The 23,063-nt window shown below is 69.0% G+C and carries 21 protein-coding genes; 15 read left to right on the top strand and 6 right to left on the bottom strand.

From position 1 onward, the window contains the following. Positions 1–16 precede the first annotated feature (16 nt). From IWH25_RS16985 to IWH25_RS16945, 9 genes are all read left to right on the top strand, one after another. Positions 17–2,476, top strand: coding sequence for a heavy metal translocating P-type ATPase (locus tag IWH25_RS16985; protein WP_203386942.1), 2,460 nt, complete (start codon positions 17–19; stop codon positions 2,474–2,476). Continuing rightward, a complete protein-coding gene (gene ccoS / locus IWH25_RS16980; RefSeq protein WP_203386941.1) occupies positions 2,455–2,658 on the top strand; it encodes a cbb3-type cytochrome oxidase assembly protein CcoS in 204 nt (67 codons plus the stop codon). The genes IWH25_RS16985 and ccoS overlap by 22 nt, the downstream gene beginning before the upstream one ends. A 293-nt stretch (positions 2,659–2,951) precedes the next feature. Then, positions 2,952–4,382, top strand: a complete 1,431-nt coding sequence (ccoN, locus tag IWH25_RS16975) for a cytochrome-c oxidase, cbb3-type subunit I (protein WP_203386940.1) — start codon at positions 2,952–2,954, stop codon at positions 4,380–4,382. A 19-nt stretch (positions 4,383–4,401) separates the two neighbouring features. Next, entirely contained in the window at positions 4,402–5,022 is a 621-nt protein-coding gene (gene ccoO, locus IWH25_RS16970; protein ID WP_203386939.1) for a cytochrome-c oxidase, cbb3-type subunit II, read from the top strand. A 3-nt stretch (positions 5,023–5,025) separates the two neighbouring features. After that, positions 5,026–5,217 carry a cbb3-type cytochrome oxidase subunit 3 gene (locus IWH25_RS16965; protein ID WP_203386938.1) on the top strand — a complete coding sequence of 64 codons (192 nt, stop codon included), beginning with the start codon at positions 5,026–5,028 and terminating at the stop codon, positions 5,215–5,217. Then, complete coding sequence (ccoP, locus tag IWH25_RS16960; RefSeq protein ID WP_203386937.1) at positions 5,214–6,131, top strand: cytochrome-c oxidase, cbb3-type subunit III; 918 nt, start codon at positions 5,214–5,216, stop codon at positions 6,129–6,131. The genes IWH25_RS16965 and ccoP overlap by 4 nt, the downstream gene beginning before the upstream one ends. A 139-nt stretch (positions 6,132–6,270) precedes the next feature. Then, on the top strand, positions 6,271–7,686 hold the full coding sequence (ccoG, locus tag IWH25_RS16955) for a cytochrome c oxidase accessory protein CcoG (protein WP_203386936.1): 1,416 nt from the start codon (positions 6,271–6,273) through the stop codon (positions 7,684–7,686). After that, complete coding sequence (locus IWH25_RS16950) at positions 7,683–8,207, top strand: FixH family protein (protein ID WP_203386935.1); 525 nt, start codon at positions 7,683–7,685, stop codon at positions 8,205–8,207. Before ccoG ends, IWH25_RS16950 begins: the two co-directional genes overlap by 4 nt. A 16-nt stretch (positions 8,208–8,223) precedes the next feature. After that, entirely contained in the window at positions 8,224–8,358 is a 135-nt protein-coding gene (locus tag IWH25_RS16945; RefSeq protein ID WP_203386934.1) for a DUF3149 domain-containing protein, read from the top strand. A gap of 73 nt (positions 8,359–8,431) precedes the next feature. On the opposite strand, the gene rsgA is transcribed toward IWH25_RS16945, so the two are convergent. After that, a complete protein-coding gene (rsgA, locus tag IWH25_RS16940; protein WP_203386933.1) occupies positions 8,432–9,295 on the bottom strand; it encodes a ribosome small subunit-dependent GTPase A in 864 nt (287 codons plus the stop codon). Then, on the bottom strand, positions 9,292–10,548 hold the full coding sequence (locus IWH25_RS16935; RefSeq protein WP_203386932.1) for a M48 family metallopeptidase: 1,257 nt from the start codon (positions 10,546–10,548) through the stop codon (positions 9,292–9,294). The genes rsgA and IWH25_RS16935 overlap by 4 nt, the downstream gene beginning before the upstream one ends. 44 nt (positions 10,549–10,592) lie before the next feature. On the opposite strand from IWH25_RS16935, the gene orn reads away from it, so the two are divergent. Beyond that, positions 10,593–11,138, top strand: a complete 546-nt coding sequence (gene orn, locus IWH25_RS16930) for an oligoribonuclease (protein WP_203386931.1) — start codon at positions 10,593–10,595, stop codon at positions 11,136–11,138. Between the two features lie 9 nt (positions 11,139–11,147). Further along, positions 11,148–11,636: a bacterioferritin gene (gene bfr / locus IWH25_RS16925; RefSeq protein ID WP_203386930.1), complete on the top strand. Its 489-nt coding sequence runs from the start codon at positions 11,148–11,150 to the stop codon at positions 11,634–11,636. On the opposite strand, the gene IWH25_RS16920 is transcribed toward bfr, so the two are convergent. The 4 genes from IWH25_RS16920 to trxA form a co-directional block, all read right to left on the bottom strand. Beyond that, positions 11,637–13,280: an ArnT family glycosyltransferase gene (locus IWH25_RS16920; protein WP_203386929.1), complete on the bottom strand. Its 1,644-nt coding sequence runs from the start codon at positions 13,278–13,280 to the stop codon at positions 11,637–11,639. It lies immediately after the preceding gene. Between the two features lie 59 nt (positions 13,281–13,339). Then, positions 13,340–13,555, bottom strand: coding sequence for a 50S ribosomal protein L31 (rpmE, locus tag IWH25_RS16915; protein WP_203386928.1), 216 nt, complete (start codon positions 13,553–13,555; stop codon positions 13,340–13,342). A 90-nt stretch (positions 13,556–13,645) separates the two neighbouring features. Further along, a complete protein-coding gene (gene rho, locus IWH25_RS16910) occupies positions 13,646–14,908 on the bottom strand; it encodes a transcription termination factor Rho (protein WP_203386927.1) in 1,263 nt (420 codons plus the stop codon). Between the two features lie 171 nt (positions 14,909–15,079). Continuing rightward, a complete protein-coding gene (gene trxA, locus IWH25_RS16905; RefSeq protein WP_203386926.1) occupies positions 15,080–15,406 on the bottom strand; it encodes a thioredoxin TrxA in 327 nt (108 codons plus the stop codon). Positions 15,407–15,850: 444 nt separating this feature from the next. On the opposite strand from trxA, the gene IWH25_RS16900 reads away from it, so the two are divergent. The 4 genes from IWH25_RS16900 to IWH25_RS16885 all read left to right on the top strand — a co-directional run bounded on the left by IWH25_RS16900 (position 15,851) and on the right by IWH25_RS16885 (position 23,010). Continuing rightward, on the top strand, positions 15,851–16,558 hold the full coding sequence (locus IWH25_RS16900) for a lytic transglycosylase domain-containing protein (protein ID WP_203386925.1): 708 nt from the start codon (positions 15,851–15,853) through the stop codon (positions 16,556–16,558). 96 nt (positions 16,559–16,654) lie between these two features. Further along, entirely contained in the window at positions 16,655–16,978 is a 324-nt protein-coding gene (gene fdxA / locus IWH25_RS16895; protein ID WP_203386924.1) for a ferredoxin FdxA, read from the top strand. A 7-nt stretch (positions 16,979–16,985) separates the two neighbouring features. Beyond that, on the top strand, positions 16,986–19,733 hold the full coding sequence (locus IWH25_RS16890; RefSeq protein ID WP_203386923.1) for a PD-(D/E)XK nuclease family protein: 2,748 nt from the start codon (positions 16,986–16,988) through the stop codon (positions 19,731–19,733). Beyond that, a complete protein-coding gene (locus IWH25_RS16885; RefSeq protein ID WP_203386922.1) occupies positions 19,717–23,010 on the top strand; it encodes a UvrD-helicase domain-containing protein in 3,294 nt (1,097 codons plus the stop codon). The genes IWH25_RS16890 and IWH25_RS16885 overlap by 17 nt, the downstream gene beginning before the upstream one ends. Positions 23,011–23,063 lie beyond the last annotated feature (53 nt).

Here is a 23,063-nt window from a genome sequence, read left to right as displayed (position 1 = left end):
GGCGGATGTTTCGGCGATGAGCGGCAATAGTTGTTACCACTGCGGGCAGGGAATCCCCGACGGCACCGACCTCAACGTTTCCATCGACGGCTCGCCGCGCGCGATGTGCTGCCTCGGCTGCCAGGCCGTCGCCCACTCGATCGTCGACAGCGGTCTCGCCGACTACTACCGCAACCGCGACGCGCTGCCCGGCTCGCCGCGCGAGGCGATGCCCGAGGAACTGGGCAACCTGCTGCTCTACGACCACGCCGAGTTCCAGAAGAGCTTCGTGCGCGCGCTCGGCGAGCACGAGCGCGAGGCCTCGCTGATCCTCGAAGGCATCACCTGCGCCGCCTGCATCTGGTTGAACGAGCAACACCTCTCCCGGCTGCCGGGGGTGACCGGCGTCGACATCAACTACGCGACCCGGCGCGCCCGCGTGCGCTGGGACGAGTCCCGCCTGAAGCTCTCTGAAATCCTCGCCGCGGTCGCCGCGATCGGCTATCGCGCCTATCCCTACGATGCCGCGCGCAACGAGGCGCTGGCGAGGAAGGAGCGGCGCAGCGCGCTGTGGCGCGTGTTCGTCGCCGGCTTCGGGATGATGCAGGTGATGATGTACGCGATCCCGGTCTATCTGGCCGAGGACGGCGACATGACCGCCGACATCGAGCAGCTAATGCGCTGGGCGAGTTTCGTGCTCACCGTGCCGGTGGTCTTCTATTCGGCGGCGCCGTTCTTCCGCAACGCCTGGCGCGACCTGCGCCTGTTCCGCGTCGGCATGGACGTGCCGGTCGCGCTCGGCGTCGGCGCCGCCTTTGCCGCCAGCGTCTGGGCGACGCTCACCGCGGCCGGCGAGGTCTATTTCGATTCGGTCACGATGTTCGTCTTTTTCCTGCTCGGCGGGCGCTACATGGAGATGGTGGCGCGACAGAAGGCGGTCAGCGTCACCGAAGCGCTGGCCAAGCTGCTGCCGGCGCTGGCGACGCGGCTGCCGGGCTATCCGGCGAGCCGTGACGCGATGCAGGTGGTGGCGGCCGACCTGCGTCCGGGCGACGTCGTGCTGGTCAAGCCCGGCGAGTCGATTCCGGCCGACGGCGTCGTCCTCGAGGGGGCGAGCAGTGCCGACGAGGCGCTGCTCACCGGCGAGAGCCTGCCGGTGCCGAAGCGTCCCGGCGACCGCCTGACCGGTGGCGCGGTCAACAGCGAGAGTCCGCTGCTGATGTGCGTCGAGCAGGTCGGCGAGGAGACGCGGCTGTCGGCGATCGTCCGCCTGATGGAGCGGGCGGCGACCGAGAAGCCGCGCATCGTCGAGCTCGCGGACAAGATCGCCGCCCGCTTCGTCGCCGCGCTGCTGGTCGTCGCCGGCGCCGTGGCGGTGGTCTGGTGGTCGATCGACCCGGACAAGGCACTGTGGATCACCGTCTCGGTGCTGGTCGTCACCTGCCCCTGCGCGCTGTCGCTGGCGACGCCGGTGACGCTGACGGTGGCCAGCGGCGCGCTGGCGCGCGCCGGTCTGCTGGTGACGCGCGGCCACGGCATCGAAGGGCTGGCGCGGGCCGACCATTTCGTGTTCGACAAGACCGGGACGCTGACCAGTGGACGCATGCGTCTGCTCGAAACGCGGGCGCTCGGCGCGCTGAGCGAAGTACAGTGCCTGGCGCTTGCCGCCGCGCTCGAGCGCTCGTCCGAGCACCCGCTGGCGCGGGCGCTGGTCGAGGCTGCCGGTGCGCCGCAGGCGGCCGTCGTCGTCGACCGCAACGTGCCCGGCAGCGGCGTCGTCGGCGAATGGCAGGGGCGCGAACTGCGCATCGGCCGCCCCGAGTGGGTCGCGGCGGTGCACAGCGAGCCGATGCTGCCGGCCGGCGTGGAGCTGCTGCAGCAGAACGATACGGCGATCGCGCTCGCCGACGAGAGCGGCTGGCTGGCGGTGTTCCGCATCGGCGACGAGCTGCGGCCGGAAGCCGCCGATCTGGTCGCCGAGCTGAAGGCCGCTGGCTGCGCAGTGTCGCTGCTGACCGGCGACGCGCCGCCGGTGGCGCAGCGGGTGGCGGCGCAGCTGGGGATCGACGACGTCCGCGCCGGCGTCTCGCCGCAGGGCAAGCACGAGTTCGTGCGTCACCTGCAGGGTCTGGGCCGGACGGTGGCGATGGTCGGCGACGGCGTGAACGATGCGCCGGTGCTGGCGCAGGCGCACGTCTCGGTGGCGATGGGCGGCGGCGCCGCGCTGGCGCGGACGCAGGCCGATTTCGTGCTGCTCTCGGAGAACCTCGACCACCTGCGCGAAGGCCTGCAGATCGCCCGGCGCACGCTGCGCATCGTGCGCCAGAACCTGGTCTGGTCCTTTGTCTATAATTTCGTGGCCCTGCCGCTCGCCATGTTCGGCTTCATCACGCCGTGGATGGCCGGCATCGGCATGTCCGGCAGTTCGCTGCTGGTGGTGTTGAACTCGCTGCGCCTGCAGCGCGCGGAGGCCCGATGGAAAGTCTCTACCTGCTGATCCCGTTGTCGGTCGTGCTTGTCTTCCTGATTGGCGTCGCGTTCTGGTGGTCGGTCAGGAGCGGCCAGTTCGACGACATGGAAGGGCCGGCCTACCGCATCCTGATGGACGACGACCGACCGCCGACGGAGGCTGCTGCGTCGCAGCAGGATACCCCTTCCGGTCGTGAGGGAAATGCTTGATCTGAATCAAAGACGGCGCCCGGGGCGGAGCGCAAAATCCGCCTCAGTTGGTTTGCGGTTGCCCGGTTTTTGTCGGGCGGAGCAGACCGGTTCGTTTCTCTGTTGGGGTTGGGGTGCGTTGCGACGCACCCTTTTTTTTGCCCAAATCGGGACTTTTTGATTTTGTGCGCCGCAACTTGATATGAATCAAATCGTCTTGAGATGGGTTAAAATACCATCCTCATCGCGCTACCTAGAAATATCAGGGGGGTAGCATGTGTAGCTTTCCTTTTTATCAATAAAGAGGTGGTTCCATGTCGGAAACGCAATCTAACTACAACTATAAGGTAGTGCGGCAATTTGCTGTCATGACCGTCATTTGGGGCATCGTCGGCATGGCGATGGGCGTCTTCATCGCTGCCCAGCTCGTCTGGCCCGACCTGACCTACGGTATCGAGTTCCTGTCCTATGGGCGCCTGCGTCCGCTCCACACCAACGCGGTCATCTTTGCGTTCGGTGGCTGTGCGCTCTTTGCAACCTCCTACTGGTGCGTCCAGCGCACCTGCCACGCCCGGCTCTTCTGCGGCCCGCTCGCTGCCTTCACCTTCTGGGGCTGGCAGGTGGTGATCCTGCTGGCGGCGATCACGCTGCCGATGGGCATGACCTCCGGCAAGGAGTACGCCGAGCTGGAATGGCCGATCGACCTGCTGATCACCGCGGTCTGGGTCTCCTATGCGGTCGTCTTCTTCGGCACCATAGCCAAGCGCACGGTCAGCCACATCTACGTGGCCAACTGGTTCTTCGGCGGCTTCATCCTCGCCGTCGCGCTGCTGCACGTGGTCAATAGCTGCGAGATCCCGGTCAGCCTGTTCAAGTCCTACTCCTGCTACGCCGGTGCCCAGGACGCGATGGTGCAGTGGTGGTACGGCCACAACGCGGTCGGCTTCTTCCTGACCGCCGGCTTCCTCGGCATGATGTACTACTTCGTGCCGAAGCAGGCCGGTCGCCCGGTGTATTCCTACCGCCTGTCGGTGGTGCACTTCTGGGCGCTGATCTTCACCTATATGTGGGCCGGCCCGCACCACCTGCACTACACCGCGCTGCCGGACTGGACGCAGTCGGTCGGCATGCTGTTCTCGCTGATCCTGCTGGCGCCGTCCTGGGGCGGCATGATCAACGGCATCATGACCCTGCAGGGCGCCTGGCACAAGCTGCGCGACGACCCGATCCTGAAGTTCCTGATCACCTCGCTGTCGTTCTACGGCATGTCGACCTTCGAAGGCCCGATGATGGCGATCAAGACGGTGAACGCGCTGTCGCACTACACCGACTGGACCGTCGGCCACGTGCACTCCGGCGCGCTCGGCTGGGTGGCGATGGTCTCGATCGGCTCGATCTACTACCTGCTGCCGAAGCTCTTCGGCAAGCAGGAGATGTTCAGCGTCAAGCTGATCACGGTGCATTTCTGGGTGGCGACCATCGGCGTCGTGCTCTACATCGCCTCGATGTGGATCGCCGGCGTGATGCAGGGCCTGATGTGGCGTGCGGTCAACCCGGACGGCACGCTGACCTACAGCTTCGTCGAGGCGGTCAAGGGCAGCTATCCGTTCTGGACGATCCGCTTCGTCGGCGGCCTGCTCTTCCTCTCCGGCATGGTGATCATGGCCTACAACATGTTCAAGACCATGGCCGGCGGCAATACCGCGGATGCCCCGGTGCTCGCGCCGGCGGGCCATCACGCCTGATTCAGGGAGATAAAACAAAATGCTTACGCACGACAAGATCGAACGTAACCTCGGCCTGATGATCGTCCTGACCCTGCTCGTGGTCAGCGTCGGCGGCCTGGTCGAGATCGTCCCGCTGTTCTTCCAGAAGTCCACGACGCAGCCGGTGCCGGGCCTGAAGCCGTACGACGCCGTGCAGCTGGCCGGTCGTGATGTCTACATCCGCGAAGGCTGCTACAACTGCCACTCGCAGATGATCCGCCCCTTCCGCGCCGAGACGGAGCGCTACGGCCGCTACTCGGTGGCGGGGGAGTTCGTTTATGACCATCCCTTCCAGTGGGGTTCCAAGCGCACCGGTCCCGACCTGCATCGCGTCGGCGGCCGCTACTCCGACGAGTGGCACGTCGCCCACCTGATGAACCCGCGCGACGTGGTTCCGGAGTCGAACATGCCGGCCTATCCGTGGCTCGCCAAGCGCGCGGCCAAGGAGACCGTCGGTGCCGACATCGAGGCCAAGATGAGCGCGCTGTCGAAGGTCGGCGTGCCCTATACCGAGGAAGACAAGAAGGGCGCCAAGGCGGCCATCGGCGACAAGACCGAAATGGACGTCCTGATCGCCTACCTGCAGGGCCTCGGCACGGCGCTCAAGGACACCAAGTAAATCATGGACATCAACGATCTGCGTTCCATCGTCACGGTGCTGTCGTTTGCGGTATTCATCGGCATCGTCTGGTGGGCTTACGGCGGGAACAGGAAGGCGCGCTTCGAGGAAGCCGCCAACCTGCCGTTCGCAGAGGATGATGGCGACCGCGTCCACGCCGGGCCGGCTCGCCTCGAACAAAGGAAGACATCATGAGCGATTTTGTGAATGAGTTCTGGAACTGGTTCGTCATTCTGACGGTCCTGGTCGGCATCGTCGGCTGCTGGGTGCTGCTGTTCGTGCAGAACAAGGCTCCCATCACGATGGGCAAGACCACCGGCCACGTCTGGGACGAGACCCTCGAGGAATACAACAACCCGATGCCGAAATGGTGGAGCTGGCTGTTCGTCATCACCGTCGTCTTCTCGCTCGGCTACCTGGCGCTCTATCCCGGCCTCGGCAGCTACCCGGGAGCCTTCGGCTGGACCTCGGCCGGACAGCACAAGGCCGAAGTCGAGAAGGTGGATGCCGCGATCAAGCCGCTGTTCGACAAGTACCTGAAGATGGACCTGAAGGCCGTCGCCGCCGACAAGGAAGCGATGGAGATGGGCAAGCGCCTGTACCTGACCTACTGCTTGCAGTGTCATGGCTCGGATGCCAAGGGTTCGAAGGGCTTTCCCAACCTGGCCGACGGCGACTGGCTGTACGGTGGCGAGCCGGAGCAGCTGGTCGAAACCATCGGCAATGGCCGCATGGGCATGATGCCGGCCTACGGCGGCAACCCGGATGCGGTCGGCGGCGCTGCCGGTGCCAAGGAAGTGGCGCATTACGTCCGCTCGCTCTCCGGCCTGGCCAACGATTCGCTGCTTGCGGCGAAGGGCAAGGAGAAGTTCGCGGCCGCCTGTGCCGCCTGCCACGGTCCGGACGGCAAGGGCATGCAGGCGATGGGCGCCCCCAACCTGACCGACAAGGTCTGGCTCTACGGCGGTAGCGAGGCGACGATCGTCGAGACCATCACCAAGGGACGCCAGAACAAGATGCCGGCGTGGAAGGAATTCCTCGGCGACGGCAAGGTGCACGTGCTGGCCGCCTACGTCTACAGCCTGTCGGCTGGCGGCGACAAGAAGTAAAGCTGCAACGGTGCGGACCCGCGAGGGTCCGCACTTTTTTTCGACAAGACTCCGCTCCCGATATCCGTCAAAATTGCATGATCCGCATCGCGGAATATTAGTAACTCGTGTAATTCTGAAGAAGATCAGGAATTCCCTCATGAATCAGCCGCAAGACTCCGGCGTCCAGGTTGCCGTCGTCAACACGCAAAGCCTTTACGAGAAGCACAAGAAGGTCTATCCGCGCAGCGTGACCGGCCTCTTTGCCAACTGGCGCTGGGGCATGGTCTGGTTCACCCAGCTCATCTTCTACGGCATGTGCTGGCTCGAGTGGAACGGTCGCCAGGCGGTGCTGTTCCACGTCGTCGAACGCAAGTTCTACCTGTTCGGCCTGGTCCTCTGGCCGCAGGACGTGCTCTATCTGGCCTTCGCGCTGATCATCGGCGCCCTGGCGCTGTTCCTCGTCACCGCCGTCGGCGGCCGGCTGTTCTGCGGCTACGTCTGCCCGCAGACGGTCTACACGGAAATCCTGCTGTGGATCGAGGCCAGGATCGAGGGCGAGCGGCCGGCGCGGATGAAGCTCGACAAGGGCCCGCGCGACGCCCGCTGGTGGCGGCTGAAAACGGTCAAGCATGCGCTGTGGCTGCTGGTCGCGCTGTGGACCGGCTTCACCTTCGTTGGCTACTTCACGCCGATCCGCGAGCTGACCGCAGCCGCGACGACGCTGTCCTTCGGGCCGTGGGAGTGGTTCTGGATCCTCTTCTACGCCGCCTTCCTCTACATGCAGGCCGGCTTCCTGCGCGAGCAGGTGTGCAAGTACATGTGTCCGTACGCCCGCTTCCAGGGGGTGATGTTCGATCCGGACACACTGATCATCTCCTACGATCCGGAGCGCGGCGAGCCGCGCGCGCCGCGCAAGAAGGGCACCGACTACAAAGCGATGGGGCTCGGCGACTGCATCGACTGCGGCCAGTGCGTGCAGGTCTGTCCGACCGGCATCGACATCCGCGACGGCCTGCAGATGGAATGCATCGCCTGCGCCGCGTGCATCGACGTCTGCGACCAGGTGATGGACAAGGTCGGCTACCCGCGTGGCCTGATCCGCTATTCGACCGAGGCCGCGCTCGAGAAGCACTACACCAAGCAGGACATCCTCGCCCACCTGATGCGGCCGCGCACGCTGCTCTACGGCGGCATCCTGGCGGCGATCTGCATCGCCACCGGCTGGTCGATGGCGACGCGCGTGCCGCTCAAGGTCGACGTCATCCGCGACCGCGGCGTGCTCAGCCGCGAAGCCGACGACGGCCGCATCGAGAACCTCTATACGCTGCACATCATGAACACCGGCGAGACGGCGCACCGTTTCGTGCTCGGCGTCAGCGGCCTCGAAGGCATCGACATCGCCGGCGAGCGCCTCGTCGAGGTGCCCGCCGCCAGCCTGAAGTCGGTCAGCGTCGCCGTCCGCGTCGAAGCCGATGCCGGCAAGAAGGGTTCCAACCCGATCCGTTTCGAAGTCGCTGCGCAGAACCACGAAAAGATCGCCGTCAGCGAGAAAGCCACCTTCCTCCTGCCATGAACACGCTCAGCAAAGACAGCAAGCCCTGGTACCGCGAACCCTGGCCGTGGATCCTGATGGCCGGACCGGCGATCGTCGTCGTCGCCGGCTTCGTCACCGCCTGGCTGGCGGTGCGCAGCAACGACGGCCTGGTCGAGGACGACTACTACAAGCAGGGGCTGGCGGTGAACCAGCGCCAGGCGCGCGACCAGGCGGCGGCCGGGCGCGGCCTGGCGGCTGAACTGATCGCCGGCAGCAACGGCCTCGACCTACGCCTTTTCCTGGCGGCGAACGACGGGGCCGCGTTGCCGGAAACGCTGCTGCTGAAGGTGGTTCATCCGACCCGCGCCGGCGCCGACCAGAGCGTGGTGCTGAAGAAGGACGCGGCAGGCTTCTACATCGGCCGTCTGACGGTCCCGCTGAAGGGGCGCTGGCATGTGCTGCTGGAGGACGAGGGGCGCAGCTGGCGCATCGCCGGCGACTGGAACGCCGACGGCCAGGCCGCGGCGAGCCTGAAGGCGGCAGTTTCGGTTTCCAACTAGTACGGGAGGTTACATCATGGCTTGGGAATTGCTGTTTGGTAGCGATATCGGTCTGTTCAGCCTGTTCGTGATCGTGTTCACGATCGGCATGTCGGTCTACTACGCCCGCTTCTTCAAGAAGAAGATGGCCGAGCAGCCGCAGGCCGACTGAGCGGCGCTCGCCGTCACCGATTGCCCCCGCCCGGACTGTTGCGCCGGCCGGGGGCTTTTCATTGGCCGTTACCCTAGGCGACTTCGGCGTGCAGCGTGCGGTAGCAGGCGAAGCGGCGGGGTTCGATCTCGCCGCGTTCGAGCGCGGCGCGCAGCGCGCAGTCCGGCTCGCGGTCGTGGCGGCAATCGCGGAAGCGGCAGTGCCCGAGCAGCGGCTGGAATTCGGGAAACGCCGCCTCCAGCGTACCGAGGTCGAGGTGGTGCAGGCCGAATTCCTGCAGCCCCGGCGAGTCGATCAGGTCAGAGGACTCGTCCAGGTGGTAGAGGCGGGCATGCGTGGTGGTGTGCTTGCCCGAATCGAGCGCCGCCGAAATCTCCCGCGTTGCCGCATTGGCGCCGGGAACCAGCGCGTTCAGCAGCGTCGACTTGCCCATTCCCGACTGGCCGACGAGGACGCTGGTATGGCCGTGCAACCACGGCAGCAAGGCCTTGCCGCATTCGCGCGCGGACAGCTCGACGATCGGGTAGCCCAGGCGGCGGTAGATCGCCAGGGCTTCGCGTGCGGCCGGCAGGCGCTCCTCGAGGTCGCACTTGTTGAGCACGATCAGCGGCCGGATGTCCTGGCTGGCGGCAGCGACCAGGCAGCGCGTCACCAGCTCGTCGGAGAACGAGGGCTCGGTGGCGACGACGACGACGATCTGCGTCACGTTCGCGGCGATCAGCTTCTGCCGGAATTCGTTGGAGCGGTAGAGCAGGCTCGTGCGCTCGGCGATCTTCTCGACGACCCCCTGGCCGTCACCGGTGGCGGCGATCTCGACGCGGTCGCCGCAGGCCAGCTCGCTCTTCTTGCCGCGCGGGAAGCACAGCCGGGTCGCGCCGTCGGCGCATTCGACCACGTACTGGCGGCCGTGGGCGGCGACGACCAGGCCGCGGCTCATTGCGTGGCGGCCTGCTGCAGGCGGGCGATGCGGATCGCCGCGGGCGGGTGCGAGTCGTAGAACAGCGAATGCAGCGGGTCCGGCGTCAGCGTCGCCGCGTTGTCTTCGTAGAGCTTGACCAGTGCGCGCACCAGGTCGTCGCTGCTCGCATGCGCCGCGGCGTAGCGGTCCGCCTCGAACTCGTTGCGCCGCGACAGCAGGCTGCCCAGCGGCGTCAGCGGGAAGGCGAACACCGGCACCGCCAGCGCGAAGAGCACCAGCGCCATCGCCTGCCCGTGCGCCGCCGCGGACTCGACGCCGAGGCCGGCGAAGAACCAGGGCGCGTCGATCAGCTGCCCGAGCAGCGCCAGGAAGGCGAGCGAGACGGCGAACATCAGCGCGATCCGCTGCTGCACGTGGCGATGGCGGAAATGGCCCAGCTCGTGCGCCAGCACCGCCTCGATCTCGGCTGGCTGCAGGCGCTCCAGCAGCGTGTCGAAGAAGACGATGCGCTTGGTCTTGCCGAAGCCGGTGAAGTAGGCGTTGCCGTGCGCCGAGCGCTTCGAACCGTCCATCACGAAGAGCCCGCCCGAGCGGAAGCCGCAGCGCGCGAGCAGGGCTTCGATGCGGGCCTTGGTGTCGCCTTCGGCGAGCGGTGTGAACTTGTTGAACAGCGGCGCGATCCAGGCCGGATAGACGAACAGGATCGCCAGGTTGAACGCGCACCAGACGGCCCAGACGTAGAGCCACCAGCGCTCGCCCATTGCCGCCATCAGCCAGAGCACGGCGAGCACCAGCGGTGTGCCGATGGCGGCGCCGAGCAGCGCTCCCTTCACCAGGTCGCTGACGAACAGCGCCGGCGTCATGCGGTTGAAGCCGAAGCGTTCCTCGATCACGAACTGCCGCCAGGCGGCGAGCGGGATGTCGGCGGCGCCGGAAATCGCCATCACCGACAGGATCAGCGCCAGCCCGTGCCAGATGCCGTCTGCGTGCGCCGACCAGAAGGCGCTCAGCGCGGCGAGCCCGCCGCCGAGCGTGAAGGCGAGCAGCAGCGCGGTGTCGACGGCGAGCCCGGCGAAACCGAAGCGGGTGCGCGCGACCGCGTAGTCGGCAGCCTTCTGGTGGGCGGCGAGCGGTATCCGGCCGGCGAAGCCGGCGGGCACCGCCGCGCGGTGCGCGCGGATGTGCCCGATGTGCCGGCGGGCGAGCCAGATGCGGACGGTGACGGAAAGCGCGAGGGCGGCGAGGAAGAGATTGGTGAGCGTGTCGGCCATGCCGTTGTGACAGAATGTCGTCTTTACGAGTTCAAACGGATTATATGGCACAAGACGCAAACAACCTGGTCTGGCTGGACATGGAAATGACCGGTCTCGACCCCGATCGCGACCGCATCATCGAACTGGCGATGATCGTCACCGACGCCAACCTGGAAACGCTGGCCGAATCGCCGGTGTGGGTCGTGCACCAGCCCGATGTGGTGCTCGACGCGATGGACGACTGGAACAAGGCGACGCACGGCCGCTCCGGCTTGATCGAGCGCGTGCGGGCGTCTACAAAGGATGAAGCGGCGGTCGCCGCCGAGGCGCAGGCCTTCATGGCCGAGTGGGTCGGCCAGCGCGTGTCGCCGATGTGCGGCAATTCGATCTGCCAGGACCGCCGCTTCATGGCGCGCCACATGCCGACGCTGGAGGCGTATTTCCACTACCGCAACCTTGACGTGTCGACGCTGAAGGAACTGTGCCGGCGCTGGAAGCCGGAAGTCGCCAAGGGTTTCGTGAAGAAGGCCGACCACACGGCGATGGCCGACATCCGCGAGTCGATCGCCGAGCTGCGCTACTACCGCGACAACTTCCTCAAGCTATAAGGAGCGAAGATGAAGGGCCACAAGGAAATCATCGCCGAGCTGAACCGGCTGCTCGCCGGCGAGCTCGCCGCCCGCGACCAGTATTTCATCCACGCCCGGATGTACGAAAACTGGGGCTACCGGCGGCTGTTCGAGCGCATCTGGCACGAGATGCACGACGAGACCGAGCATGCCGACTGGCTGATCCGCCGCATCCTGTTCCTCGAAGGCACGCCGCAGATGACGCCGGCGTCGCCGCTGAAGATCGGCCGCGACGTGCCGGAGATGCTGAAGAACGATCTCGCCGTCGAGCATCAGGTCGTCGCCGACCTGAAGGCCGTCATCGCGCGCTGCGAGGCGCTCGGCGACTACGTCACGCGCGAAGGGCTGGAGAAGATGCTCGACGACACCGAGGAGGACCACGCCCACTGGCTCGAGCAGCAGCTCGGACTGATCGGCATGGTCGGCCTGAAGAACTACCTGCAGTCGCAGATCGGCGAGGGCGGCGCCGGCAGCTGATCAGCTGCCGCGCCGGTAGAGGACGAAGCGCTCGCTGCGCTCGCTCGGCCGGCGCATTTCCGCCGCCACCTCCCAGCCGGCGATCTCGAGATTGCGGCCCTGGCTGGCATCCCGCAGCACCAGCATCCAGTTGCAGCGGCCGCTGGCGGTCGCCTTTTCCGCGCGCAGCGGAACGCCCGCGAAATAGTCGAGCAGCGCCCGGTTCGCATCCGACATGTTGCGCCCGATGACGCAGCCGTACTTCGCCGGCAGCGCGGCCTTGAGCGCGGTGCCGATCGAGCGGTAGCTCTTGCCGTACTCGATCCACGGCAGCCACAGCGTCATCAGCAGCAGCCACAGCGCGGTCAGCCCGCCCAGCCAGTGCACCAGTCCGCGCCAGGGGGAACGCTGGCGCTGGCCGGTGGTCAGCATCCAGCCCCAGGCCAGCGTAACGACGACGGCGAGTGCGAACGGCAGCCAACGGAATTCGCCGACGAAGCCGGGGGCCAGTTTGACGACGCGCTCGGCGAGGCGCTCCGGCCAGCCGGCGACCATCGCGCTCCAGCCGATCCAGGCGAGGACGCAGAAGAAGCTGAAGGTCATCACGCCGAACCAGTCGAAGGCATTCGCCGCGCCGCGGCGCAGCGTCGCGACGCCGGGGGCGGCAAGCAGTGCCAGCGGCGGCAGCAGCAGCAATGCCGAACTGCTGCGTGCCTCGAAGGTGACCGACAGCGTCAGCCAGACCGCGGCGGTCGCCAGCAGCGGCAGCCGGTAGCAGGGCGCGTGCAGCAGGCGGCGCTTCGAGCGCAGCGTCCACAGCGCCAGCGGCAGCGCCGGCCAGGCGAACCAGGGCAGCATCGCCAGGTAGTTGCCGGCGGTGGCGGCCATGCTCGCCGGCTTGCCGATCTGCGCCAGTTCGCCGTGCAGCCATTGCGCGAAATAGCCCGGCTGCAGCGCGGCGAGGATGATCGGCCACGGCGTCGCGATCGCGGCGCCGAGGCAGGCGCCGCCGAGCAGGGCCTTGCTGGCGGTGGCCCGGTCCGGTGCCAGCCAGAAGGCGGCGAGCGCCACCGGCAGTAGCGCCAGCATCGGCGCGAAGCCGTTGCCGAGGAAGCCGAGGCCGAGTGCCAGGCCAAAGATGATCGCTGCGCGTTGCGGCTTGCGCGGAATCAGCGCCAGCGCCCAGTAGGCGGCGGCATGGCCGGCCAGCGCGACCAGCATCGGCTGCGCCTCGTGCGCATGGACGAGGAAGCCGAGGCAGCCGGCCATCGCCAGCACGCTGGCGATGGCGAACTCGTGCGGCGCCGGTTCGTCGTGATGCCACTCGCGGCCGGCGCGGTAGAGCAGGAACAGCGTCAGCGCGACCCAGAAGCCGCTGGCCAGGCGGATCGCGTCGTGCAGCGGCAGCAGCCAGGAGAAGAGGGCGCCGGTCAGCGCCGCCGTCCAGTAATAGAGCGGTACGTCCGGATAGGGGCGGTCGGCGAGATAGGGCGCCAGCCAGTGGCCGCGCTGCAGCATGTCGGCGACGACGCCGATGGTGATCGCGTCGTCGCTCTTCCAGGGATCGTGCCCGATCAGCCCGGCGAGGATGAAAACCGCGAGCAGCGCCACCAGGGGCCAGCCCCGGGGCGGCAGGGGAAATCCGCTCTTGATCGGTTCGATCATCGTTCAGGGCAAATGAAAAAGGCAGCCGGTGGCTGCCTTTCTGCCGGCGCAGGTCGCGATCAGGCGGACTTGCGCAGGTTGCCGAACTTCTGGTTGAACTTCTCGACGCGGCCGGCGGTGTCGACGATCTTCTGCTTGCCGGTGTAGAACGGGTGGCAGGCCGAGCACACTTCGATGTGCAGCGGCTTCTTCATGGTCGACTTGGTCTTGAAGACGTTGCCGCAGGAACAAGTCACCTGGATCTCTTCGTAATCGGGATGGGTACCGGTTTTCATGGGGTTTCCTTTCGGTTCTATCGGCCGGCGGATGTGACCGGCCCCAGCAAAACGCGCGATTATCCTCGAATATTCGAGGAAAGTCCAGCCCTAGCGACCGCCGCGCATCGCGTCGAAGAACTCGTTGTTGTTCTTCGTCGCCTTGACCTTGTCGAGCAGGAAATCCATCGCTTCCAGATCGTCCATGTTGTACAGCAGCTTCCTGAGGATCCACATCTTCTGCAGCACGTCGGGCTTGAGCAGCAGTTCCTCGCGGCGCGTGCCGGAGCGGTTGACGTTGATCGCCGGGTAGATCCGCTTCTCGGCCATGCGCCGGTCGAGGTGGATCTCCATGTTGCCGGTGCCCTTGAATTCCTCGTAGATCACGTCGTCCATGCGGCTGCCGGTGTCGATCAGCGCGGTGGCGATGATCGTCAGCGAGCCGCCTTCCTCGATGTTGCGCGCGGCGCCGAAGAAACGCTTCGGCTTCTGCAGCGCGTTGGCGTCGACGCCGCCGGTGAGTACCTTGCCGGAGGCCGGCTGCACGGTGTTGTAGGCGCGCGCCAGACGGGTGATCGAGTCGAGCAGGATGACCACATCCTTCTTCATCTCGACCATGCGCTTGGCCTTCTCGATCACCATCTCGGCGACCTGGACGTGACGGGTCGCCGGCTCGTCGAAGGTCGAGGCGACCACCTCGCCCTTCACGGTGCGCGACATTTCCGTCACTTCCTCGGGGCGTTCGTCGATCAGCAGCACGATGAGCACGGCTTCCGGGTGATTCTCCGAGATGGCGTGGGCGATATGCTGCAGCATCACCGTCTTGCCCGACTTCGGCGGGGCCACCAAGAGGCCGCGCTGGCCGGCGCCGATCGGGGCGATCATGTCGATGATGCGGCTGGTCTTGTTCTCCTCGCCGCGCATGTCGCGCTCGAGCTGCAGATGGCGCGTCGGATGCAGCGGCGTCAGGTTCTCGAACAGGATCTTGTTCTTGGTCGCTTCCGGCGGCGCGTAGTTGATGCGGTCGACCTTGACCAGCGCGAAGTAGCGCTCGCCATCCTTCGGCGTGCGGATCTCGCCTTCGATGGTGTCGCCGGTATGCAGGTTGAAGCGACGGATCTGCGACGGGCTGACGTAGATGTCGTCGGTGCCGGCGAGGTACGAGATGTCCGGCGAGCGCAGGAAGCCGAAACCGTCCGGCAGGACTTCCAGCGTGCCGTCGCCGAAGATGCTCTCGCCCTTCTTCGCCTGGTTCTTCAGCAGCGCGAAGATCAGTTCCTGCTTGCGCAGGCGGTTGGCGTTCTCGATGCCGTTGGCCGTGGCCATTTCGAGCAGCTGGCTGACGTGATAGTTCTTGAGTTCGGAAAGGCGCATAGGGCGGATGGATGTGTGGCGATGGCGCAGCGCGAACGGCTGCCGGGAAGGATCGGAACGGTAGGGATTGGAGTTGCGACTACGGAAACTGCACCTGAAAGCCCGGGGCGGGCGGGGCGTTTTCTTCTTTTCCCGCGCCGTGCGGGGCTTTCAGGGGGGAGACTAGCGGGATTAGAGGTTGCTGTCAATGAAGGCGGTGAGCTGACCCTTGGACAGCGCGCCGACCTTGGTCGCCTCGATGTTGCCGCCCTTGAACAGCATCAGCGTCGGGATGCCGCGGATGCCGTACTGCGCCGGCGTCTTCTGGTTGTCATCGATGTTGAGCTTGGCCACCTTCAGCTTGCCGGCGTATTCCTTGGCCACTTCGTCGAGGATCGGCGCGATCATCTTGCACGGGCCGCACCATTCGGCCCAGTAGTCGACCAGCACCGGCTGCGGCGACTGCAGCACCTCGGTCGCGAAGTTGTCGTCGGTGACGTAGTGGATATGCTCGCTCATCGAAAAAGCCTCGTTGAATGCTTGGGGAAAGTTTTGAACGGAGTGGAAGTTCCGGGAAGGAATTTGTCCGACAGCGGCATCGTAGCGAAAAACCTCCGGCATGGGAAGCAAGGCGGCGCCGACCGCGGGCACCGTCGGTCGCGTCAACGGCGGCGGCCGCCGCTGCCGGCCGGAGCGCATATCCGGCCAACCCGCGCCGATGCTGCGATGCGGTGATGCTACTGGTATGGGCTGCGGTCGGATTGACAATAGCCAGTAAAATCAATAGAATGCGTTTGTTGCTGCGGCGCAGCACACCTATCCGGCGCCTTCGATCGTGCCGGATTGCCCGCCCCAAGGGCATCCCGGCATCCCCGCCGTTCTCTTCAACCCCCCTGCTGCGCCACCCCATAACCGTTAGCCGCACGGAAGTGCTCGTGCGACGACACAGTGAAGGAGAAAAGCATGTCTGCAACGATCGATCTGAAGCCCTCGATGCTGCGTGCCACGACCGTGGTCGCCGGCGTTTTCCAAGTCATCCTGATGGCCGCCGGCGTCTTTTTCATCGTCGCCCTGCTCGGTCTCTATCGCGGCGACAGCCGCGCGCTCGAGCATCTGCGCGTGCTGCTGCCGCAGGAAACGGCCGCCGCCGCGCTGCCGGCAGCGGCGCCGGAGGCCGTGCCGGTGTCCGAGGCGCCGGCCGCCGACCCGCTGACGCCGCGCATGCGGGCGGCGCTGGAGTCGGTGGCTCGCCGCTACCGCGTGTCGATGGATGCGCTCGAGCCGATCTTCGGCGCCGCCGAGATCGCCGGCCGCGACCTGCGCCTCGATCCGCTGCTGATCGTCGCGGTGATCGCGGTCGAGTCCCGCTTCAACCCGTTCTCGGAAAGCGTCGTCGGCGCGCAGGGCCTGATGCAGGTCATGCCGCGCTTCCATCAGGACAAGCTGCCGAAGGGCGCCGACGAGCTGTCCTTCTTCGATCCGGTGGTGAATGTCCGGGTCGGCGCGCGCGTGCTCAAGGAGTCGATCCAGCGCAACGGCGGCCTGATCCCGGGCCTGCAGCAGTTCGCCGGCGCCGCCGACGACGCCGAGCAGCGCTACGCCGGCAAGGTGCTCGCCGAGAAGGCGCGCCTGGAGTCGGTCGCGGCCCGCCTGCGCGCCCGCAGCGCCTGATCCTGCCGGGTGTCGGCGACGCCGGCGCCGGGCCGCTGGCTCGCGGCGCCGGCGGTGGATGCGCTATAGTTGGCGTCCCAGCCGGAGAGTGCCCTTATGACCTACGTCGTCACCGAAAACTGCATCAAGTGCAAATACACCGACTGCGTCGATGTCTGTCCGGTCGATTGTTTCCGCGAAGGGCCGAACATGCTGGTGATCGACCCTGCGGAGTGCATCGACTGCACGCTGTGCGTGCCGGAATGCCCGGCCGAGGCGATCTTCGCCGAGGATGACGTGCCCGACACACAAAAGGCCTTCATCGCGCTCAACGCCGAACTGGCCAAGACCTGGCCGGCCCTCACCGAGCGCAAGCCGGCGCTGCCCGACGCCGACGACCAGAACGGCGTTCCCGACAAGCTGAAGGACCTGCTGCGCTGATGTCCCGATGACCGTCTCGGCGCACGCCCTGCCGCCGGACGAGGCCTGTCTCGACCACGCCGCCGGCCTGCTGCTGCAGGCCGGCGCCGGCGACCTGCCCGACCTTTCCCGCCACCTCGTCCTCGTTTCCTCGCTGCCGCTCGCCGCCGAGCTGCGCGCGGCGCTGGCGCGCGCCGCCGGCCGGGCGCTGCTGCTGCCGCAGTTCGACACGCTGCGCCGCTGGGCGAACGGCGCGCCGCTGCCGGACATCCCGTCGCCGCTGCCGGAGAGCGAGCGGCTGGTGCTGCTGCACGCGGCGCTGGCTGCCCGCGGCTGGTTCGACGACAGCGCGCTGTGGGGCATCGCCGGCGAGCTGGCGGCGCTGTCCGACGAGCTGTCGGCGGCCGCCGTGCGCCTGCCCGACGACGAGGCGGCACTGTGCGCGCAGCTGGAGCGGGCCTACGCGCTGCGCGCCTCGGCGCCGCTCAATTTCGAGGCGCGGGTGGTGCATGAGATGTGGCGCGCGCTCGCCGCCAGCGGCCGCCCCGATGCCCCGTCGGTCTATCGCCTGCGCCTCGCGCGGCTGGCCGAGGCGGCGGCGCGGCCGCTGTTCCTGCTGCTCGACGGTCCGCCGGCGGAGCGGCTGACGCCGGCGGAACTGGAATTCGTCGACCGCTACGCGGCACGGCAGCCGGTCGTGCTGTGCGCACCGGCGACGCGCGACGCGGCGGCGACGCCGCTCGCCGCGGTGCTCGCCGCCGCGTGGCCGGAGGCCGCCGCCGAGGCGCCGCCGCTGCGCGAACGCGCGTTGCGGCTGGCCGGGGCGCAGCCCGCCTCGCCGCTGGCGGCGCGGCTGCAACTGGTCGCCGTCGGCGGCCGCGAGCAGGAGGCGGAAGCTGCCGCGGCGCAGGTCTGCGCCTGGCTCGGCGCGGGCTTGCGGCGCATCGCGCTGGTCGCCGAGGACCGGCTGAGTGCGCGCCGGCTGCGTGCGTTGCTCGAGCGGCGCGGCGTGCTGGCGGCCGACGAGACCGGCTGGAAACTGTCCACCACGCGCGCCGCCGCGACCATCGACGCGCTGCTGGAAACCGCTGCCGGTGGCGCCTACCACCTCGACCTGCTCGACCTCTGCAAGTCGCCGCACCTGTTCGCCGATGTCCCCGGCCCTGCGCGCGCGGCGGCGGTGCTGCTGCTGGAGCGGGCGATCCGCGCCGCCGGCGCGCGCGGCGGGATCGCCGCCTTCCGCGGCGCGCTGGCCGATTGCCGCGACGACGATGCGCAGGCCGGCGCGGCGCGCACCCTCGCCGCGGCCCTGCTCGACCGGCTCGAGGTCGCGCTGCGCATCCTCGGCGGCAAGCCGGTGCCGCTGCCACGCTGGCTCGACCGGCTGACGCGCGCGCTGCAGGCGGTCGGCGCCGATGCCGCGCTCGCCGCCGACGCTGCCGGCGGCGAACTGCTCGAACTGCTCGCGCAGCGCCAGGCCGAGCTTGCCGGCAGCGAGGCGGCGTTCGCCTTCGCCGCCTGGCGCGACTGGCTCGACCGCGAGTTCGAGGCCGGCGCCTTCCGCGACCGCGGCATCGCCAGCCCGGTCGTCATGCTGCCGCGCCACGACGTCCGCCTGCGCCGCTTCGAGGCGGCGCTGGTGCTCGGTGCCGACGCCGAGCAGCTGTCGGCGGCGGCCGGCGGGAGCTTCTTCAACCAGGCGGTGCGCCGCGACCTCGGCCTGCCGACGCGCGAGGACGCCGAGCGCGCGCTGCGTCGCGACCTCGAATTGCTGCTGGCGACGGTGCCGCGCGTCGTCGTCACCTGGCGGCGCGAGGAAGCCGGCGAGGCCCGGCTGCTGGCGCCGGAGTTCGACTTGCTGTCCACGCTGCACCGGCTGGCCTGGGACGATGACCTCAGGCGGCCGCCGCTGCCGCCGGCGGCAGCGGCGCCAGTCGATCCGGCGACGGCGCCGGCGCTGCCGCGGCGGGCGCGGCCGACGGTGCCGGCGGCGCAGGTGCCGGCGCGCGTTTCGGTCAGCGGGCTGGCCTCGCTGGTGGCCTGCCCCTACCAGTTCTTCGCCCGCCACGTGCTGCACCTGAACGAGCTCGACGAGGTCGCCGAGGAGCTGGAGAAGAGCGACTACGGCCAGCTCGTGCACCGCTCGCTGGAGCGTTTCCACCAGGCGCATCCCAGCCTCGCCGAAGTCGACGACGCAGCCGCGCTGGCGGCGCTTGCCGCTGCCGTCGAGGACGTCTTCGCCGCCGCCGAGGCCGACAACTGGCTGGCGCTCGGCTGGCGGCTGCGCTGGCAGCAGCGGCTGCCGGCCTATCTGGCTTGGCAGCGCGAACGCGAGGCCGCCGGCTGGCGCTGGCAGGCCGCCGAAGTGCGCGCGGCGAAGTCGCTGCCGCTCGCCGACGGCACCGCGGTCGAGCTCTACGGGCGCATCGACCGCATCGACGGCGGCCCGGACGGCGCCGGCCTGCTCGACTACAAGGCGAAGAAGCTCGTCGACCTGAGGAAGGGGCTAGCCGACGACCTGCAGCTGCCGGCCTACGCGCTGCTGCACGACGGTGCGGCCGAGGCCGCCTACGTCGCCCTCGACGACGAGCGCATCGACGTCGTCCGCTGCGCCGGCGACCTCGCCGCCGCAGCCGCGGCGCAGGGCGCGCGGCTGGTCGCGGCGATCGGCTCGATGCGTGCCGGCGCCGCCTTGCCGGCGCATGGCGTCGACCGCGTCTGCGCCTGGTGCGAGGCGCGCGGATTGTGCCGGAGGGACCATGTCGTCGACGCCTGAGCCGGCGCCGGATTTCTCCGCCGCGCTCGACCCGGCGCGCAGCGCCGTCGTCGAGGCCTGCGCCGGCAGCGGCAAGACCTGGCTGCTGGCGTCGCGCATCGTCCGCCTGCTGCTCGCCGGCGCGCAGCCGGCCGAGATCCTGGCGATCACCTTCACGCGCAAGGCCGCCGCCGAGATCGAGGAACGCGTCGTCGACTGGCTGCGCCTGCTCGCCACCGCGGCCGACGACGAGGCCCGGCGCTTCCTCGCCGAACGCGGCGCCGGCGACGACGCGGCGACGCTGCGCCGCGCGCGCGGCCTCTACGAGCGGGTCACCGGCGCGCCGCCGGGGCTCGCGGTGAACACCTTCCACGGCTGGTTCCTGCAGCTGGTCGCGGTGGCGCCGCTGTCGGCCAACCTCGCCGGAACGACGCTGGCCGACGACGGCGAGCGGCGCTTCGAGGAGCTCTGGCAGAGCTTTGCCCGCCGCCTGCAGCGCGACCCGGCGGGTGCCGCGGCGCAGGCCTTCGTCCGCCTGCTCGCCACGGTCGGCCTGGCCAGCACGCGCACGCTGCTGGCGCGCGGCATGGCGCGCCGCGCCGAGTGGCTGGCGCATGTCGGCGGCGAGGCCGAGCCGGTGGCGGCGGTGGTCGGCGGGCTGGGCGAACTGTTCGGCGTCGCCGGCGATGGCGCGGCGCTGGCCGCTTTCTTCGCGCCGGGCTGGGATGCGGAATTCCACGCCTACCTCGGCTTCCTCGAAATGAGCGAACTGGACAGCGATCGTCGCCTCGGCGCGCAACTGGCGGCGGCGCTGGCGGGCGAACAGGCGTTGGACGAGCGCTTCGCCGCCGTCGCCGGCGTCCTCCTCACCGGCACCGGCACGCTGCGTTCGCGCAAGCCGTCGAAGACGCTCGACAAGCGCTTCGGCGCCGACGCTGCGGCGCGCTTCCTCGACCTGCACGCGGCGCTCGGCGCGCGCCTGCTCGACTGTCTCGCGCAGCAGCAGGAGGAGAAAAACCTTGCCTTCAACCGCGACGCGCTGACCGTGCACAACGCCTTCCTCGCGCACCTCGACGCCTTCAAGGCCGAGCGCCGGCAGATCGACTTCGTCGACGCCGAATGGCGCGTGCTGGGGATGCTCAACGACGAGGCCAGCGCCGCCTTCGTCCAGGCCCGGCTCGACGCGCGCTACCGGCACGTGCTGCTCGACGAGTTCCAGGACACCAACCCGCTGCAATGGCAGATCCTGCAGGCCTGGCTGGCGGCCTACAGCGATGCCGCGCGGCCGTCGGTGTTCCTGGTCGGCGACCCGAAGCAGTCGATCTACCGCTTCCGCCGCGCCGAGCCGCGCCTGTTCGCCTGCGCCACCGAGTTCCTCGCCGCGCACTTCGCCGCCGCGCGCCTGACGCAGGACGCGACGCGGCGCAACGCGCCGGCGATCGTCGACGTGGTCAACGCGCTGTTCGGCGCCGAGCCCGGCTTCCGGCCGTTCCGGCCGCAGCATTCGCTGGCCGCCGGCCTGCCCGGGCGCGTCGAACTGCTGCCCTTGTGCACGGACGAGGACGTGCCGGCCGGCGACGCCGCCGGCGCGGCGGCGACGCCGGCGGCGCTACGCGACCCGCTGCGCGAGCCGGCGGCCGACGCCGCCGACCGCCGCCGCGAGCGCGAGGCCGGCCAGCTTGCCGAGCGCCTCGCTGGCATGCTCGGCCGCACGCTGGTGCGCGACGGGGCGGCCGAGCGGTCGCTGCGCCCGGGCGACGTGCTGCTGCTGGTGCGCACGCGCGCCCGCATCAAGCCGGTCGAGAAGGCGCTCGCCGCCGCCGGCATCCCCTTCGCCGCGGCGTCGCGCGGCGGCCTGCTCGACGCGCTGGAAGTGCGTGACCTGGTCGCGCTGCTCGAATTCCTGGTGACGCCGGCGGCCGACCTGCAGCTCGCGCACGCGCTGAAGTCGCCGCTGTTCGCCTGCAGCGACGACGACCTGCTGCGGCTCGCGGCGCGCGCCGAGGCCGGCTGGCGCGCGCGGCTCGTCGCCCTCGCCGGCGAGGGCGGCGGCAGCGCCGCGCTGCGCCGCGCGGCGCGCCTGATCGAGGCCTGGCTGCCGGCCGCCGCGCGGTTGCCGGCGCACGATCTGCTCGACCGCATCTACGCCGAGGGCGAGGTGCTCGCGCGCTACCGCCTGGCCGTGCCCGAGGCGCGGCGCGGGGCGGCGCTGGCCAACCTGGAGGCGCTGCTGCTGCTCGCGCTCGACCTCGACGGCGGCCGCTACCCGAGCCTGCCGCGCTTCATCGACGAGCTGCGCGCGCTCGTCCGCGCCGCCGGCGACGATGCGCCGGACGAGGGCGAGCTCGCCGCCGACGAGGCGGTCGCCGCCGACGGCCGCGTGCGCATCATGACCATCCACGGCGCCAAGGGGCTGGAGGCGCCGCTGGTCTGGCTGCTCGACGCGAACGCGCCGCCGCCGTCGGACAAGGCTTGGGAGGTGCTCGTCGCGTGGCCGCCGGAGGCGCCGCGGCCGACGCATTTCTCCTTCGTCGGCCGCCGCGAGGAGCGCGGCGCCTCGCGCCAGGCGCTGTTCGAGGCCGAGGCCGCGGCCGCCGCGCGCGAGGAGCTGAACCTGCTCTACGTGGCGATCACCCGCGCCAAGCAGATATTCATCGCCAGCGGCGTCGCCAACGCGCGCAAGGGCGACGCGGCGAGCGCCTACGACCGGCTGCAGGCGGCGCTGGCGCGGCTCGGCGCAGAGTCGGCGTACGGCGACGAACTGGCGTCGGCGGCGGTGCTGCCGGCGCTGGCCGTCGGCCCGGCGGCCGCACCGGCGCCGTCGCCGGCGCTGCCGGCCGTCGGCGAACGGCGCGAGGCGCCGGATGCGGCGGCGCGCTTCGGCATCCTGGTGCACGCGATCCTCGAGCGGCGTACCGAGGCGCGCGCCGACGAGGGCTGGTGGCGCGCGCTCGGCTACGCCGACGTCGAGGCGAGGCGCGCCGGCGTCGTCGCCGAACGCCTGCTGGCGGCGCCGGCGCTGCGCCGCTTCTTCGACCCCGCCTGCTACCGGCGCGCCTGGAACGAGATGGAGATCGCCGGCGAGGACGGCACGGTCGGCCGCATCGACCGCCTGGTCGAGGACGACGAGGCCTTCTGGGTGCTCGACTACAAGAGCTCCGGGCCGGACACGCCACGTCTCGACGACTACCGCGCGCAGGTTGCCGCCTACTGCCGCGCGCTGGCGGCGATCTTCGCCGGCAAGCCGGTGCGCGGCGCGCTGATCTTCGCCGACGCGACGCTGCTCGAAATCAATTGACGGGACGGCGCGGCAAGTCCTTCCGCAAAGCAGTGACTTGGGATAGGATCGCA

Source organism: Azospira restricta, assembly GCF_016858125.1.
GTDB lineage: Bacteria > Pseudomonadota > Gammaproteobacteria > Burkholderiales > Rhodocyclaceae > Proximibacter > Proximibacter restrictus.
This window is presented reverse-complemented; position numbering and strand designations above follow the sequence as displayed.

Bases quoted from the DNA above. Each gene is read 5' to 3' on its own strand.
- ccoG (WP_203386936.1), top strand. From the start codon at position 6,271: ATGAATCAGCCGCAAGACTCCGGCGTCCAGGTTGCCGTCGTCAACACG.
- IWH25_RS16935 (WP_203386932.1), bottom strand. From the start codon at position 10,548: ATGGCCGACACGCTCACCAATCTCTTCCTCGCCGCCCTCGCGCTTTCC.
- trxA (WP_203386926.1), bottom strand. From the start codon at position 15,406: ATGAGCGAGCATATCCACTACGTCACCGACGACAACTTCGCGACCGAG.
- fdxA (WP_203386924.1), top strand. From the start codon at position 16,655: ATGACCTACGTCGTCACCGAAAACTGCATCAAGTGCAAATACACCGAC.
- IWH25_RS16885 (WP_203386922.1), top strand. From the start codon at position 19,717: ATGTCGTCGACGCCTGAGCCGGCGCCGGATTTCTCCGCCGCGCTCGAC.
- IWH25_RS16950 (WP_203386935.1), top strand. From the start codon at position 7,683: ATGAACACGCTCAGCAAAGACAGCAAGCCCTGGTACCGCGAACCCTGG.
- ccoP (WP_203386937.1), top strand. From the start codon at position 5,214: ATGAGCGATTTTGTGAATGAGTTCTGGAACTGGTTCGTCATTCTGACG.
- IWH25_RS16890 (WP_203386923.1), top strand. From the start codon at position 16,986: ATGACCGTCTCGGCGCACGCCCTGCCGCCGGACGAGGCCTGTCTCGAC.
- IWH25_RS16920 (WP_203386929.1), bottom strand. From the start codon at position 13,280: ATGATCGAACCGATCAAGAGCGGATTTCCCCTGCCGCCCCGGGGCTGG.
- rpmE (WP_203386928.1), bottom strand. From the start codon at position 13,555: ATGAAAACCGGTACCCATCCCGATTACGAAGAGATCCAGGTGACTTGT.
- ccoO (WP_203386939.1), top strand. From the start codon at position 4,402: ATGCTTACGCACGACAAGATCGAACGTAACCTCGGCCTGATGATCGTC.
- IWH25_RS16945 (WP_203386934.1), top strand. From the start codon at position 8,224: ATGGCTTGGGAATTGCTGTTTGGTAGCGATATCGGTCTGTTCAGCCTG.
- IWH25_RS16900 (WP_203386925.1), top strand. From the start codon at position 15,851: ATGTCTGCAACGATCGATCTGAAGCCCTCGATGCTGCGTGCCACGACC.
- rsgA (WP_203386933.1), bottom strand. From the start codon at position 9,295: ATGAGCCGCGGCCTGGTCGTCGCCGCCCACGGCCGCCAGTACGTGGTC.
- rho (WP_203386927.1), bottom strand. From the start codon at position 14,908: ATGCGCCTTTCCGAACTCAAGAACTATCACGTCAGCCAGCTGCTCGAA.
- IWH25_RS16985 (WP_203386942.1), top strand. From the start codon at position 17: ATGAGCGGCAATAGTTGTTACCACTGCGGGCAGGGAATCCCCGACGGC.
- orn (WP_203386931.1), top strand. From the start codon at position 10,593: ATGGCACAAGACGCAAACAACCTGGTCTGGCTGGACATGGAAATGACC.
- ccoS (WP_203386941.1), top strand. From the start codon at position 2,455: ATGGAAAGTCTCTACCTGCTGATCCCGTTGTCGGTCGTGCTTGTCTTC.
- ccoN (WP_203386940.1), top strand. From the start codon at position 2,952: ATGTCGGAAACGCAATCTAACTACAACTATAAGGTAGTGCGGCAATTT.
- IWH25_RS16965 (WP_203386938.1), top strand. From the start codon at position 5,026: ATGGACATCAACGATCTGCGTTCCATCGTCACGGTGCTGTCGTTTGCG.
- bfr (WP_203386930.1), top strand. From the start codon at position 11,148: ATGAAGGGCCACAAGGAAATCATCGCCGAGCTGAACCGGCTGCTCGCC.